This window comes from Clostridioides sp. ES-W-0018-02 (assembly GCF_020658175.1).
GTDB lineage: Bacteria > Bacillota > Clostridia > Peptostreptococcales > Peptostreptococcaceae > Clostridioides.
The window spans coordinates 331,810-346,015 of record NZ_JACVVY010000002.1; the positions used below are offsets into that span (position 1 = coordinate 331,810).

The following is a 14,206-nucleotide window of genomic DNA, read 5'->3' on the forward strand; positions in this document are numbered from 1 at the left end:
AAGAAGATATGAAATCTGAAAAATAGTTATGGAAGTAGTTAGTTAGGAAATAATCATGCAGATTTTAATTAATATTTTTAATTAATATTAAAAAATTAAATATTAAAATGCAAAATTAAAAAGGTGTGAAAATATGAAAAATAAAAGAATTGGAAAAAGAACAGTCAAGCTAGAGAATAAACCAACAATAATATCAGCTGGTACTATTGTTGGTTCTAAAGAAGGTGAAGGACCATTAAAAGATTATTTTGATATGATTATGACTGATGATTTATATGGTGAAAAAACTTGGGAATTGGCTGAAAGTAAAATGGTAGAGACTGCATCTCAGAAAGCCATACAGAAGGCAGGAAAAAAACTGTCAGATGTAAATTATATGCTAGGCGGGGATTTAATCAATCAAATAGTACCAGCATCTTTTGCTGCAAGAGAATTAGCAATTCCATTTTTGGGTATATATGGCGCTTGTTCTACAATGGCAGAAGGACTTTGCATAGGCTCTATGCTTGTAGATGGTGGTTTTGCAGATTTAGTGCTATCAGGAACATCAAGCCATTATTGTACAGCAGAAAGACAATTTAGATTTCCACTAGAATTAGGAAATCAAAAGCCAATGACAGCTCAATGGACAGTTACAGGAGCAGGAAGTGTTTTATTAGCTCCTAATGGAGAAGGTCCTAAAGTAAAATATGTTACAGTTGGAAAAGTAATAGATAAAGGTATTGATGATGGTAATAATATGGGACCAGCCATGGCTCCAGCAGCAATAGATACTATATATTCTTATTTTGAAGATACTAATGATGACCCAAATAGCTTTGACATAATTGCTACTGGCGATTTAGGTACACTTGGCAAACAAATAGCAGAAGACTTTTTGAAAGAGAAGGGTGTAGATATTTCAAAGTGTTATACTGATTGTGGTATAGAAATGTTTAACCTTAAAGAGCAAGATGTTCACTGTGGTGGGAGTGGATGTGGATGTTCAGCTACAGTATTTGCAGGATATATATATGAAAAATTAAGAAAAAAAGAATTTAACAAAGTAATGCTTGTATCAACAGGAGCACTATTATCACCAACAAGTACACTACAAAAGCAAACAATACCTTGTGTTGCACATGCAGTAGTAATAGTAAATGAGTAGGAAGTGATATATATGTTAATGGAATACGTAAGAGTATTTATTGTAGGTGGAATTATATGTTTAATAGCTCAAGTAATGATGGACTACTTTAAAATGCAAACTCCATATGTTATGGTGACATATGTAACAACTGGTGTAGTTTTAACTTTTCTAGGACTTTATGAACCATTAGTTAAGTTTGCAGCAGCAGGTGCAACAGTTCCTATAATAGGATTTGGATATTCACTTGCCAAAGGAGTAATAAAATCAATACAAAGTGATGGATTTTTAGGTATTTTCCTAGGTGGAACAACTGCTACAGCTGGTGGGATAGCCGCAGCTATATTTTTTGGATATATTATGTCGGTAGTATTTACACCAAAAGCAAAACCATAAAACCACTTAAATATATGATAATTTTTTGTATAAAGTAGGTAGATATCTTTTTAGATTCTACCTATTTTTTTATACTTACAAGCGTTTACATAATCAAGTTGACAATTATTTACAACATGGTGTAGTATTATATTAGCAAAAATAAAATGAAGTGAAGTAGGGGATAAAGATGGTAACTATTAAAGATATTGCAAGGAACCTAGGCATTAGCTATTCAACTGTTTCTAGGTGCTTAAACAATAATCCTAATGTATCTGAAAAAACAAAAAAGAAGGTAGTGGAAGAGGCTAACAGGCTAGGGTTTCATTTTAATGTAAATGCGAGAAATCTAGCAAAAAAAGAAACAAATAGAATAGGGGTAATCTTTTCAAATAATTTTAATCATCAAGACACTAGAAAATTTTTTAGTGATATAATGGACAGTTCTATAAATTCTATTGAGACTAATAAGTACGACTTTATAATACAGCCCAATAACAACATTAGTGGTGATAGTAATGTCTATAAAATGGTTAATGGACAAATGGTTGATGGATTAGTAATAGTGTCTCAATCAATAAAAAAAGAAGAGTATGAGTTTTTAAAAGACAATAATTTTCCACACGTATTCATATATTTTAAGCCATCTTTTGTAGGAGAGGTAGATAACTTCTTTTGGGACGATAACGTATATGGAGGCTATATAGCTACTAAACATTTAATCGACCATGGTCATAAAAATATAATAACAATAACTTCAGAAGATAAGAGTTCAAAAATGCATGAAGATAGAACCAAAGGGTATTTAAATGCTATGGAAGAAGCTAATTTAAAGACAGATGTAATTGAATCTAAAATGGATTTTGAATCTCAAGTTGAACTATTAAGAAATCATATTGATAAAATAAAAAAGGCTTCAGCTATATTTGTGCAACAAGATGTACCAGCTATTTCTATAATACAAGAATTAAAAACTACTTATGGTATAAATGTACCAGAAGACTTATCTGTAATAGGATATAATAATATTGAATTAATATCTTACTTTAGGTCACACTTATCGACAATAGATGACCCAAGAGAGCAAGTTATAAAAAATGGAGTAGATAGTTTAGTAAATACAATAAATAAAAAGAGCACAGAACATATCCCAAGAAAACTTTATCCAAGACTAATTATAAGAAACAGCGTTAATAGAATAAAAGACTAAAAGTAATCCAGTTGATTATAGAATTTAATATCAATAAAAACTTGAATAAATAAAAATACTGGAATGAAAGTTCATTCCAGTATAAAATCTAACTTTTGAGTCTCGGTACAACATTGAGATTTATTATTTTTTAAGTAGTTTCATTAAGATAGTTTTTTATAAAATCAATAAACATTCTTGTTGACTTGTTTAAAAATTTATTATCTGTCCAATATAGCTCAATAAATTGCTCACATCTTATATCATTAATAGGTAATAGTTTAATAGAAGATTCATAATCTATACACCATGATTTTTCAGGAATAAATCCAACTCCATGACCTTCTTTTATCAAATTATAAACGGTTGAAGGAGAATCACATTCAAAACCTACATTAGGTTCAAAGTCAGCATAGTTACAAAATCTATCTGTAATTTTTCTGAAATTTGTACCTTCATCTAAACATATAAAATTCTCATCTTGTACATCTTTAAAATACACACTATTAAGCTCTGATAGTGGATTGCTGTAAGGTACACCTATAAATATTTCTTCACTAGTTAATACTTCATAATTTGATGACTTAAATTCAAAGCAATATGAAGTAATACATATATCAAAATCGTAGTCAAATGTTGATTTTGGAATATGTTGCATTAATTTGAATGAAATATTTGGATGTAATTTTTTAAATTCACTAAGTACATCTAAAATTAACCCTGATGCAGTAAGTACGATTAATTTGATTTGGTCAAATTCGCTACAAGCTAAATCTTTTATTTCTTTGGTTGATGTATCTAATAAATTAAGTATAGAATCAACTCTTTTAAGGAAAATATTTCCACGATAGTTTAATTTAATAGACCTTCCTTTCCTGTCAAATAATTTTACACCTAAATCCATTTCAAGTAGAGCTATACTTTTGCTAAGTGCTGACTGTGTTACATGTAATTGCTTAGCAGCATTAGTCATATTTTCAGTACAAGCTACAACTTGAAAATATTTTAATTGTAATAAATCCATGATGCTTAATCCTCCTTTTACTTTATGACTAAAAGCATATAAAAATAATGAAAAATTTATATTATACATTGTCTATGAGAGAATATATAATTAAATCACTAATACTTATATTGTAAGAAAATTATAAAAATTGCAAGGAGGTATAAAAATGAAAGGAATTAAAAATGCTCTGATAGCAGCCTGTATAATTACAGTATTGGCTGAATTAATTGGGCCTATTTCATTTAAAGTTATGGGTATTAATATAACTTTACTTAGTATACTATGGGCTATCTTTATAGGTATGGCTGTTTCACCTCATTTGTTAGGAAGGGTTATACCAGCTTTAAAAAAGTTTATAGGAGATAATGAAATAAATGTATCTCCATATCTTTTATCTTTAACTCTATATCCATTAGGAATAATGTTTGGAATTAATGCAGGTCCTAAAGTTGGTATATTACTTCAAGCAGGACCAGCACTTTTATTACAAGAGTTTGGTCATATGGGTACAATGTTGATAGCATTACCTGTTGGAGTAGCACTAGGTCTTGGAAGAAGTGCATTAGGAGGGACTTTTTCATTATGTCGTGACACAGCACTAGGAATTATTGGGGATAAGTATGGATTAAATTCACCAGAAGGTATAGGAACATTGGGAACTTATATAAGTGGTAGTATCTTTGGAACATTATTATTTTCATTTTTGGCACCATTGGGTGTTCTTATAGGCTTTCATCCATATGCTTTAGCAATGGCATCAGGAATGGGAAGTGGTTCTATGATGGGGGCTGCAACAGCATCATTGATGAATACTGTCCCAAATATGTCTGAACAGATTTTAGCTTATTCAGCTACCAGTGGATTGATTACAGCTGTTACTGGAATATACATAGAATTATTTTTATCATTACCAGTTGCTAATTATTATTATAGTAAAGTGGCTCCGATTATTGAGAAGTTTAGAAGTAGAAAAAAAACAAAAACAAGAGATGTCTTATAATGGAGGATGTATAGATGGAAAAGACTTTGAAGACTATTATGGAACAGATAAAAATAGTAATGTTCATATATATTATTATTTGCTTTGGACAGGCTATAGCACTTAAAACACAGGCTAAAGATTTGTTGATTGGAAGTGTATTTGGGTTTATATTAGTAATAATTGCTATTGTAATAAAGAATTTTGTTAAGAGACCAAATTTACCAGGTTTTGCATGGGCGACTTTAGTTGCGTTTGTATTATCACTTCCCATATCACCAGTTGGAGATTTTATAGCAAGTAATATAGGAAAAATCAATTTTATGTCTACAGTAACACCATTATTAGCTTTTGCAGGAATTTCTGTAGGTAACCAATTAGACATATTAAAGACTTTGAGTTGGAAGCTAGTAGTTATATCATTTATAGTTATGACATCTACTTATTTTGGTTCTGCTTTTATATCTCAAACAGTTCTAAAAATAAATGGAATGATTTAAGGAGGTAGTAAGTATGAAAGAATTAAAATTAAAAATCAAAGAAGATATAAAGCTGTTATCTGATGAGAAAAAAGCATCATTTGAAAAGGTATCCAAATCTTTATTTGAAAATCCAGAATTAGCATTTGAAGAATTTAAATCACAAAAAGCATTATGTAATTTATTAGAAGAAAATGGATTTGATGTGACAAAGGGTGTAGGAGGATTAGAAACATCTTTTGAGGCAGTATACTCAAATGGAACTGGTGGAAAGACAGTAGCTTTTCTAGCTGAATATGATGCACTTCCAGGTATGGGACATGCTTGTGGACATAATATAATAGGTACAAGTTCTGTTGGAGCGGGTATTATTTTAAAAGAAGTTATAAAAAAATATGATATAGAAGGAACTGTAAAAGTATTTGGAACACCTGCAGAAGAAAGAGTAGGTGGAAAAATAACTATGATTAGAGAAGGGGTATTTAAAGATGTAGATGCTGCATTAATTTTACATCCATGTGATGCTTCAATACCTGATGATATATCATTTGCTCAAGTTAACTTAAAATTTGATTTTAGTGGAAAAGCTTCTCATGCTGCTGCTTATCCTTGGGAAGGAAGAAGTGCATTAAGTGGAGTAATAGCATTATTCAATAGTGTAAATAGCATGAGATTACATCTTAAAGATTATGCAAGAGTACATGGAATTATAAATGATGGAGGTAGTATACACAACATAATTCCTGAAAAATCTATAGCTATATTTAATGTAAGAGCATTAAGTATAGAATACCTAAATGAAATTTGTGATATGCTTAAAGATTGTGCTAAGGGAGCTGCAATTTCTACAGGAACTAGTGTAGAAGTAATTCAATTAGATGAGATATATAAAGAGATAAAAAATGATTCAAGATTGGTAAATACAGTTAGAGAAAATTTTGAAGTATTGGGCGAAGATTATATTGAAAGAGATTTAACTCAAGGTATTGGTTCAACTGATACTGGAAATTTAACTCATGAAATACCTGCAATACAAGCATATATAAAATTAAAAGAAAACACTGCAACTCATACAGAAGAATTTGCTGTAGCTGCTGGTGGCGAAGAAGGAAAAATAGCACTTATAAAAGCAATTAAAGTACTAGCAATGTGTGGTGTAGATGTTTTGTACAGTAAATAATGTATTACTAAAAAAATACATGAAGAAAGGAGACTAAATATGATATTAAAACAAGTATTAGAGGTTTATGACATTTTAGACAAATCAACTGCAAGTGGAGAAGAAGTGAAGACATACTTACAAAGCTATGGTGGAGAAAATATAATAGTAAAAAAGCTATCATCAAGTAAAGGTTCTACAGACTTAGTTAAGCTTACAATTGCTGGTAAGAATGGTAAATTAAACGGAGGAAATGCCCCTACTTTAGGTATTTTAGGCAGACTTGGAGGTATTGGAGCAAGACCAGATGTAATAGGTTTTGTTTCAGATGGTGATGGAGCATTAGTAGCAATTTCAGTAGCAGCGAAACTTTTAGATATGCAACGAAAAGGAGATGTGCTAGAAGGAGATATTATAATTTCTACTCATATTTGTCCAGATGCTCCAACTAAAGAGCATTATCCTACACCTTTTATGGATTCACCAATAGATATGACAACTATGAATGAAAATGAAGTTGACAGTAGTTGTGATGCAATACTTTCAATCGATACTACTAAAGGTAATAGAATAATCAATACTAGAGGATTTGCAATATCGCCAACTGTCAAAGAGGGGTACATATTGAAAACTAGTGATAATCTTTTAGATATTATACAGACTGTAACTGGAAAATCTCCATTTGTATTTCCTTTATCTATTCAAGATATAACACCATATGGAAATGACCTGTATCACTTGAATAGTATTTTACAGCCAGCAGTTGCTACAAATTCTCCAGTAGTTGGAGTAGCAATTACTACAGAAATGCCTGTTGCTGGATGTGCTACAGGTGCAACTCATTTTAGTGATTTAGAGTCAGCTGGTAGATTTGCAATTGAAGTTGGCAAATTATTTGGTGTAAATAAGTGTGATTTTTATGATAAGGAAGAATGGGATATACTTATCAAAAGATATGGGAAATTAAACGCATTCCAAACTTTTGGTATACAATAAGCAAAAAATATAAAGTTTATATAGTTTGTAATAAGTTTATATAGTTTGTAATATATAAATATTATAACAATCGCCACATTAATTATAATTACTAAAAAAGGAGTGTCTCATCGAGGATTTCTAAAAATCACTTTGAGGCAACTCCTTATATTTTTGTTTGAATTTTAATTATTTATTAATATTTAAATGTAATCTTTTATTAAACTATGGTGTTGTATTTCCACCACCATCAGGAGGGGTGACAGTACCACCACTGTTTCCACCATTGTCAGGAGGGTTAGTAGTACCACCACTGTTTCCACCATTGTCAGGAGGGTTAGTAGTACCGCCACTGTTTCCACCATTGTCAGGAGGAGTAGTAGTACCGCCACTATTTCCACCGTTATCAGGAGGAGTAGAGCCACCACCATTATTACCTGAATTATTGTTGTTATTATTGTTTTCTTCTTCTTGTTGATTATTATCTGGTTTCTTTGTATCTTCAGGAGATGGCTGAGAACTTACTCTAGAAGGAGCAGTACCTTCAATAAATGCTGCTTTAGAGCCAGAAGATTGCTTTCCTCCATCTTCTAAATTAATTTTTGTAAAATATACATTTTTAGGAACTTCAAATTCAGTAACTGTTAAATTTGCATGTATTTTTGCCATGATTTTTTGCCAAAGTTTTGCTGTACTAGTACTTCCATGTGGAACATCTCTACGTTTTATAGTGTTACCAGCATCATCTTTTCTACCAGCATCATCTCCAATGTATGTTGCTCCTACATAATAAGGTGTATAACCAACAAACCAAGCATCATATGCGCTATTTGTAGTACCTGTTTTACCTGCAACAGGCATTCCTTTAGGAAGTGATGCAATACCACCTGTACCTTCAGTAATTACACTTTCTAACATATCTGTAACAACATAAGCTACTTCTGGGTCTACAACTTTATGCTCTTCAGGAGCGTTTTTAACTAATAATTGCCCATCAAAAGTAGTTATAGTAGTGTAAATAGATGGTTCTACATAAACTCCTTGATTTGCTAATGTACCATAAGCAGCAGCCATCTGAAGTGGAGTAATACCACTTGCCATACCACCAAGTGTTAATGCTGGGAACTGTCTATCAGTTGCTCCTGTTTGGCTATTTTTAACAGTTGTTATGCCAAAGTTCTTTAAGTAGTCCATCATTATATCTATACATTCATCATAAGAATCTCCAAGCATCTCAGCAGTTTTAACTGCTATTGTATTTGAAGATTTAGCAAGAGCTTTACGTAAACTCATAGAGCCATGACCACTAGTGGTAGTTCTTGGATTCCATTTAGTGTTTTCTTCAAATTTATACCCTCCTCTAACATCATTTAGAGCAGTTGATTGTGTAATCTTTAAAGTATCAATAGCTGGTGTATAAATTGCTAGAGGTTTTATAGAAGAACCTGGCTGATGAGGGCTAGTAGCACGATTTAAAGTTTTTCTGCCACTTATGTTTCGGCCTCCAGCTAGTGCTCTTATTTCACCATTTTTGTAATCTAAAATTACCATTGCAGACTGTGGTTGGCTAACTCCATCAGATCCAACCATATGTCCTGGGAAATTGCTATTTTTATCAAATTCTTCTTCCAAAGCATCCTGCATTTTAGGGTCTATAGTTGTATTTACAATTAGACCACCATTGTAGAATAAGTTTTGAGCTTCATCATTTGTATGTCCTTGTTCCATTAGGGCATTTATAACTTCACTTTCAATAAGGTCTTCTACAGATGAAGAAACTTTATCTGCTGATTTAGGTAATTTTATTTCTATCTTAGCATTAATTGCTTCATCATATTCTTTTTGTTTTATATATCCTAGGTCTAACATTTTCTTTAGAACAATTTCTTGTCTTTTCTTAGCTTCAGGGTTGTTTATAGCTTTTCTAACAACTAATGTACCTGCTTTTAGCTGTCTATAAGTATCACTAGATATAAGTTCCCAAGTTTTTAATTTCTCAATCATATCAAAGTCTACTTGAGTTGGGTCATCTAAATCATCATCAGTTGTATTAACAAAAAATAACAACTTATTCTCTAAGTCACTCTTAGTTTCATTTCCATCTAATTTAGAAGTTTTGTAAGCTGAAAACCTAGATGGATTTTTAGTTGAACCAGCAAGAAGTGCTGACTCAGCTATAGTAAGGTCAGATGCAGACTTATCAAAATAACCACGTGCACCAGCCTCAGCTCCTGCAAGACCCTTTCCAACGAAGAAGTTATTTAAATAAGTTTCTAGTATTTTGTCTTTACTTACTGTCTTACTCATCTCATATGCATAATAAATATCTTTTATTTTACGAGGTAGAGTTTGTTGCTCAGTAGTCAATAACATCTTAGATACCTGCATAGGAATAGTACTACCACCTTGCTTAGTACCAGTAAGAGTTTTTAATACTGATCTAAATAAACCTTTAATGTCAACACCCTTGTGTTCATAAAAACGTTCATCTTCTATTGCAATTACTGCATGTTGAAGATGAGTTGAAATTTTATCTAATGGAACGGGTGTCTTTTTATTTACACTTGGAGCAGTAGATAATGTTTTTCCATTAGCGTATTTAATTGTAGTTGTCTGGTTTGTTTGCTTGTCTAAAACAGCTTCTGTAACTGGAGAGACATCTCTTAATGATGCAAATACTAATCCAGCAGTACCTGCTGCACCAACAACTAATAAAACTAAAAATACTATACCAAATACTCTTAGTTTTTTAAATTTATCACTTTTCTTAGATTTCTTCTTGCTTTTAGTTGAATGAGTTTTGTTAGCTGAATTTCTATTAACTGGTTTATTTGAGCTACTAGATGAACTAACCTTTTTTCTTCTTATTTTATTTCCATTTTTATCATTATCGTTATTCATAAGATTTTAACCTCCTTACTTAATGCAATATTATAACACAAATAGGAGTAATTTTGTAATTAATAGAAAAAATGAATTTGCTATAATATTCTGTACATTGTAGATATGTATAAACAAAATGTATTAATAAGTCTATATTTTTATTTATTTATTTTTGACAAATATTATAAAAATTATGCCAAAGTTACATATAAATAAATAGGAGGGGATAAATTTGAATAGGATAGTAGATAGAAAAAAGAAAAATGAATTTAGAAAAATTGTAGCTATTTTCTTGTTAATTCTTTTCTTGTCTGTATTTATAGGCAGTTTCATATATATAGATAAAAGTTTAAGACCAACAATTACAGTTTTAGCAGAAACAAAAGCTCTTGAATTGGCAAACAGGTCTATAAATAAAGCTGTTGCTGAAATGGTAGAAGGGAAAATAAATTATGAAGATTTAATGGATATACAGCTTGATAATAACGGAAAAATAACTATGATACAAGCAAATACTATTATGATGAATGAAATTGCATCTGCAATAGCTTTAGAAATACAAGATGAATTAAAAAAAGGTAAAACAGCAGATTCTTACATACCTATAGGAACAGCATTAGGAAGTCCTATATTAGCTAAATACGGTCCTAAACTTGAAGTATCTATTGAACCTATAGGAACAGTATCAGTAAACTTTAAAACGGAATTTGAGTCTTCAGGCATAAATCAAACAAGACATAGGATATATTTAGAAGCTCAAACTCAAGTGAAAGTAGTAATCCCACTTATAACTTCAACAAAACAAATTAAAGCTCAGATACCTATCTGTGAGACTATAATAGTAGGTGATGTTCCAGAAAGTTATGTAAATATACCTGAAAAGAACCTTGGCAATGTTTTACCTAACACTGGAAAAAATGCTAACAAATAATATTAATGATATTTATTTTTTAATAAATTTAAAATAATAGTTTATAAATAAAAATTATGTCAATAATAAGTAATAAATAAGAATCAATATAGTTGTAATAAAAATTAATATAATTGTAATAAAAATTTATGTTTTAAAGTATGTAAAATATTTAATATATTTGGTCTGTAGAGTGAAGAAATATGTCTTCAGACCAAATATATTATAAACATTTATTTAATGATGATTTAAGAGTTACAAATTACTTATATAATTTATTATCTAAAGCATCCATTTAATAAATACACCATAACCTACAGCTGGGTCATTTTCAATGGCATGAGAAACTGCTCCTATTATTTTATCATCTTGTACTATTGGAGTACCACTCATACCTTGTACAATACCACCAGTTTGAGCTAAAAGGTTTTTGTCAGTGATTTTAATTTTAAAACTTTTACTCTCAGGATGGTTTTGGCTTTCTATATCTATAATTTCAATATTATATTTTTTACATTCATTAGAGTTGTTTTGTAAAATTATTTGAGCTTTTCCCAGTTTAACTTCATTTAGTGAAGCTACCTTATATTTTTTTAAGCTAGAAATATCAAAGTTATTAATTTGACCTCTTATTCCAAAATCAGTGTTTTCTGTAAAACTACCAATAATATTTTCTCTTTTTGCATTTATACATCCCACACTACCTCGATAGGATTTTTCTATGTCGAGGTGCTTAGTTGTAGAAATTGAACCTGATTTTATAGGTATTTTTCTTGAATTACCAACACTTATTGGGTGACCTACAGCACCAAATTCTGAGGTTTCTGGATTGATATAAGTTAAAGTAGCAAATCCAGAAAGTAAGTTATTAAAACTAATTTTTTCTAATATGTGTTTAGTTGTTTTCATTGTTAAAAGTTGACCACCTCTATTTAATAAAATAGACACTGGTTTTTCTTCTGGTAAAGCATTTAGTGTATTAGCAAAATCACTATATCCATCAACTTCTATATTATTTACTTTGATTATAGCATCACCTAATCTAAATGGAGATGCTTCACCAGGACTTCTAACGATGATATTTTTTAGTTCTGCATCAATTTGAAGAACATTTCCTATAGGTATTAAATATTGAGGTTCACTTTTTTGTAAATTTTGTGCATAAATTAAATTATTTGAGAAAAAATATAATAAAAATAAAAATGTTAAAACAATTGTAAATTTTGACTTAGCTAAGTTGTTTCTTTTACTTAAAGATTTATCTTTAAAATAAAAATTTTTAAATTGCATAGAACACCTCTTTCTTATTAAAATATTTTAATAATAAAATTGAAATTTTCTTGCTGCTTCAATATTATGTTGCTCAAGAATCAGTTTTTGATGCTTGGAAAACTGGCACAATAACTCCTTAGTTTTCATAAAAATAAATAAAATAAACAAGGTATATGATAAAATAGATACATATTCATATAAATTTAAAATAGATAATAGCTGTCTATCATTGAAAGGAGCAAAAGATGAAAAAATATAGATTGTTAGTTACTTGTATAATTGCCATGGGAATTATAATTATAGGTACATCAAATCCAGTTACCAATTTTTACAAGACAACAAATTTAATTAATTCAGGCACTACTAAAAATGAAAAAACAGATAAAGATGAAAATAAAAATATAAAAGATAAAGATAAAGATGAAAATAAATCAAATTCAAAAAGCAAAAATGATAATAAGTCAGAGGATAATAAATCAGATAATAAAACAGAAACTCAAAAAAATAAAAAGTTTTTAATTTGTATAGACCCAGGGCATCAAGGAAAAGGGGATAGTAATTTAGAACCAGTAGCTCCAGGTTCTTCATCTCAAAAAGCAAGAGTATCTTCAGGAACAGAAGGTATAGCTACAAAGAAAGCAGAGTATGTTTTAAATCTTGAAGCATCTGTAGTTTTAAAAAATATATTAGAGTCTAAAGGTTACAATGTAATAATGACTAGAGAAACACATGATGTAAATATAAGTAACTCAGAAAGAGCAATACTTGCTAATGAGAAAAAAGCAGATATGGTTGTAAGAATACATGCAGATAGTTTAAATAATTCTTCAAAGACTGGTGCATCTATATTAGTTCCTGAGAAGGATGGAAAATATACAGCTCCTATATATGAAGATAGTAATAGATGTGCAGAATTCATCAAAACAAACATGGAACAAGCTGGGATACAGATAAATGGAATTGTTCAAAGAGGAGATTTGACTGGATTTAACTGGTCAAAAGTGCCAGCTGTATTAGTAGAGATGGGATTTATGAGCAACTATAATGAAGACCAAATGATGTCAAATCCAGAATATCAAAGAAAAATGATGCAATGTGTAGCAGATGGATTAGATGAATATTTTAAATAAAACATAAATAGAGAAAAAAATTGGGATGGTACTATTTTCCTAATTTTTATCTCTATTTTTTATTCAAATAATAGTGAAAAAGCAAATTACAAGGCTACATACCTGTTTGTATAAGAGACTACAAACCTACATTAAATGGAAAAATAGACATTTACATATATGACTATATTTTCATAATAAACCCTAACTATATAGTTTTGTAAAGTTAGATAATATTTAGGAAGAATTTAAAGCTGATATACTTTATTAAGAAAAGACCAAAAAAAGAAGAAAACAACAAAAAGAATTATGTGTATTATAGGAAGAAAACTAAATAAAGAAAACTTTTTACTATCACGAGTTTTGATTAATGAAATAATATATGAGATAGGATATAAACCAGCAAGTAGCATAGTAATTAAAGCAATCACAGATTGTATAATCTCACTTAAAATCTTCCAGTTTACCATTCCTAAATCAGCAACAGAAATGATAGTTCCAATCCATGTTATTAGAGAAAATGGAATTGGCAATGCATAAATAATATAAATAATAATGAAATATTTTTTCTGTTTAATAACTATTTTTCACCTCCGTTTAGATAAATAACCTGTAGCACCACTTATCGCCTAAGGCAAGCAAACGTAAATTGGTTTTATTCTATTCTAATAATTGTGTCTGTAAATATCAAATGATTTGCATTGTGTCAAAACCTTATATTAATGTTCATAAGAAATTTTGTTT

13 protein-coding genes are annotated in these 14,206 nt (G+C 29.9%); 10 read left to right on the forward strand and 3 right to left on the reverse strand.

Translation table 11 applies throughout. The features are described 5' to 3' along the window. Nucleotides 1-133 precede the first annotated feature (133 nt). From spoVAD to IC219_RS07920, 3 genes are all read left to right on the forward strand, one after another. A complete protein-coding gene (gene spoVAD, locus IC219_RS07910; protein ID WP_227433402.1) occupies nt 134-1,147 on the forward strand; it encodes a stage V sporulation protein AD in 1,014 nt (337 codons plus the stop codon). 12 nt (nt 1,148-1,159) lie between these two features. Next, complete coding sequence (spoVAE, locus tag IC219_RS07915; protein ID WP_227433401.1) at nt 1,160-1,522, forward strand: stage V sporulation protein AE; 363 nt, start codon at nt 1,160-1,162, stop codon at nt 1,520-1,522. A gap of 169 nt (nt 1,523-1,691) precedes the next feature. After that, the gene (locus IC219_RS07920) at nt 1,692-2,711 is read left to right on the forward strand and encodes a LacI family DNA-binding transcriptional regulator (RefSeq protein WP_227482987.1); all 1,020 of its coding nucleotides are present in this window, start codon (nt 1,692-1,694) and stop codon (nt 2,709-2,711) included. A gap of 130 nt (nt 2,712-2,841) precedes the next feature. On the opposite strand, the gene IC219_RS07925 is transcribed toward IC219_RS07920, so the two are convergent. Then, complete coding sequence (locus IC219_RS07925; RefSeq protein WP_227482986.1) at nt 2,842-3,714, reverse strand: LysR family transcriptional regulator; 873 nt, start codon at nt 3,712-3,714, stop codon at nt 2,842-2,844. 148 nt (nt 3,715-3,862) lie between these two features. Between IC219_RS07925 and IC219_RS07930 the strand changes: the two genes are divergently transcribed. Genes IC219_RS07930 through IC219_RS07945 form a run of 4 tightly spaced genes read left to right on the forward strand, consistent with a single transcriptional unit; the run spans nt 3,863 to nt 7,309 of the window. Continuing rightward, nucleotides 3,863-4,696, forward strand: a complete 834-nt coding sequence (locus IC219_RS07930) for a DUF3100 domain-containing protein (RefSeq protein WP_227433398.1) — start codon at nt 3,863-3,865, stop codon at nt 4,694-4,696. A 14-nt stretch (nt 4,697-4,710) separates the two neighbouring features. After that, nucleotides 4,711-5,175, forward strand: coding sequence for a hypothetical protein (locus IC219_RS07935; protein ID WP_227433397.1), 465 nt, complete (start codon nt 4,711-4,713; stop codon nt 5,173-5,175). A 13-nt stretch (nt 5,176-5,188) separates the two neighbouring features. After that, on the forward strand, nt 5,189-6,334 hold the full coding sequence (locus IC219_RS07940; RefSeq protein WP_227853319.1) for a M20 family metallopeptidase: 1,146 nt from the start codon (nt 5,189-5,191) through the stop codon (nt 6,332-6,334). 39 nt (nt 6,335-6,373) lie between these two features. Continuing rightward, nucleotides 6,374-7,309: a DUF1177 domain-containing protein gene (locus tag IC219_RS07945; RefSeq protein ID WP_227433395.1), complete on the forward strand. Its 936-nt coding sequence runs from the start codon at nt 6,374-6,376 to the stop codon at nt 7,307-7,309. A gap of 204 nt (nt 7,310-7,513) precedes the next feature. Here the strand turns inward: IC219_RS07945 and IC219_RS07950 are convergent, their stop codons facing one another. Beyond that, a complete protein-coding gene (locus tag IC219_RS07950) occupies nt 7,514-10,189 on the reverse strand; it encodes a transglycosylase domain-containing protein (RefSeq protein WP_227482984.1) in 2,676 nt (891 codons plus the stop codon). Nucleotides 10,190-10,403: 214 nt separating this feature from the next. Here IC219_RS07950 and yunB point away from each other — a divergent pair, with 214 nt between their 5' ends. Continuing rightward, complete coding sequence (gene yunB, locus IC219_RS07955) at nt 10,404-11,102, forward strand: sporulation protein YunB (protein ID WP_227433393.1); 699 nt, start codon at nt 10,404-10,406, stop codon at nt 11,100-11,102. Nucleotides 11,103-11,363: 261 nt separating this feature from the next. Here the strand turns inward: yunB and IC219_RS07960 are convergent, their stop codons facing one another. Further along, nucleotides 11,364-12,371: a SpoIVB peptidase S55 domain-containing protein gene (locus IC219_RS07960; protein WP_227482983.1), complete on the reverse strand. Its 1,008-nt coding sequence runs from the start codon at nt 12,369-12,371 to the stop codon at nt 11,364-11,366. A 227-nt stretch (nt 12,372-12,598) separates the two neighbouring features. Here IC219_RS07960 and IC219_RS07965 point away from each other — a divergent pair, with 227 nt between their 5' ends. Together IC219_RS07965 and IC219_RS07970 are read left to right on the forward strand one after the other, a co-directional pair. Continuing rightward, nucleotides 12,599-13,483: an N-acetylmuramoyl-L-alanine amidase family protein gene (locus tag IC219_RS07965; protein WP_227433391.1), complete on the forward strand. Its 885-nt coding sequence runs from the start codon at nt 12,599-12,601 to the stop codon at nt 13,481-13,483. A 342-nt stretch (nt 13,484-13,825) separates the two neighbouring features. Continuing rightward, a complete protein-coding gene (locus IC219_RS07970; protein WP_227433390.1) occupies nt 13,826-14,002 on the forward strand; it encodes a hypothetical protein in 177 nt (58 codons plus the stop codon). Nucleotides 14,003-14,206 lie beyond the last annotated feature (204 nt).

Coding starts and splice junctions, on each gene's coding strand:
- IC219_RS07945 (WP_227433395.1), top strand. CDS start 6,374: ATGATATTAAAACAAGTATTAGAGGTTTATGACATTTTAGACAAATCA.
- IC219_RS07925 (WP_227482986.1), bottom strand. CDS start 3,714: ATGGATTTATTACAATTAAAATATTTTCAAGTTGTAGCTTGTACTGAA.
- spoVAE (WP_227433401.1), top strand. CDS start 1,160: ATGTTAATGGAATACGTAAGAGTATTTATTGTAGGTGGAATTATATGT.
- IC219_RS07960 (WP_227482983.1), bottom strand. CDS start 12,371: ATGCAATTTAAAAATTTTTATTTTAAAGATAAATCTTTAAGTAAAAGA.
- IC219_RS07940 (WP_227853319.1), top strand. CDS start 5,189: ATGAAAGAATTAAAATTAAAAATCAAAGAAGATATAAAGCTGTTATCT.
- IC219_RS07965 (WP_227433391.1), top strand. CDS start 12,599: ATGAAAAAATATAGATTGTTAGTTACTTGTATAATTGCCATGGGAATT.
- IC219_RS07935 (WP_227433397.1), top strand. CDS start 4,711: ATGGAAAAGACTTTGAAGACTATTATGGAACAGATAAAAATAGTAATG.
- IC219_RS07920 (WP_227482987.1), top strand. CDS start 1,692: ATGGTAACTATTAAAGATATTGCAAGGAACCTAGGCATTAGCTATTCA.
- IC219_RS07930 (WP_227433398.1), top strand. CDS start 3,863: ATGAAAGGAATTAAAAATGCTCTGATAGCAGCCTGTATAATTACAGTA.
- spoVAD (WP_227433402.1), top strand. CDS start 134: ATGAAAAATAAAAGAATTGGAAAAAGAACAGTCAAGCTAGAGAATAAA.
- IC219_RS07950 (WP_227482984.1), bottom strand. CDS start 10,189: ATGAATAACGATAATGATAAAAATGGAAATAAAATAAGAAGAAAAAAG.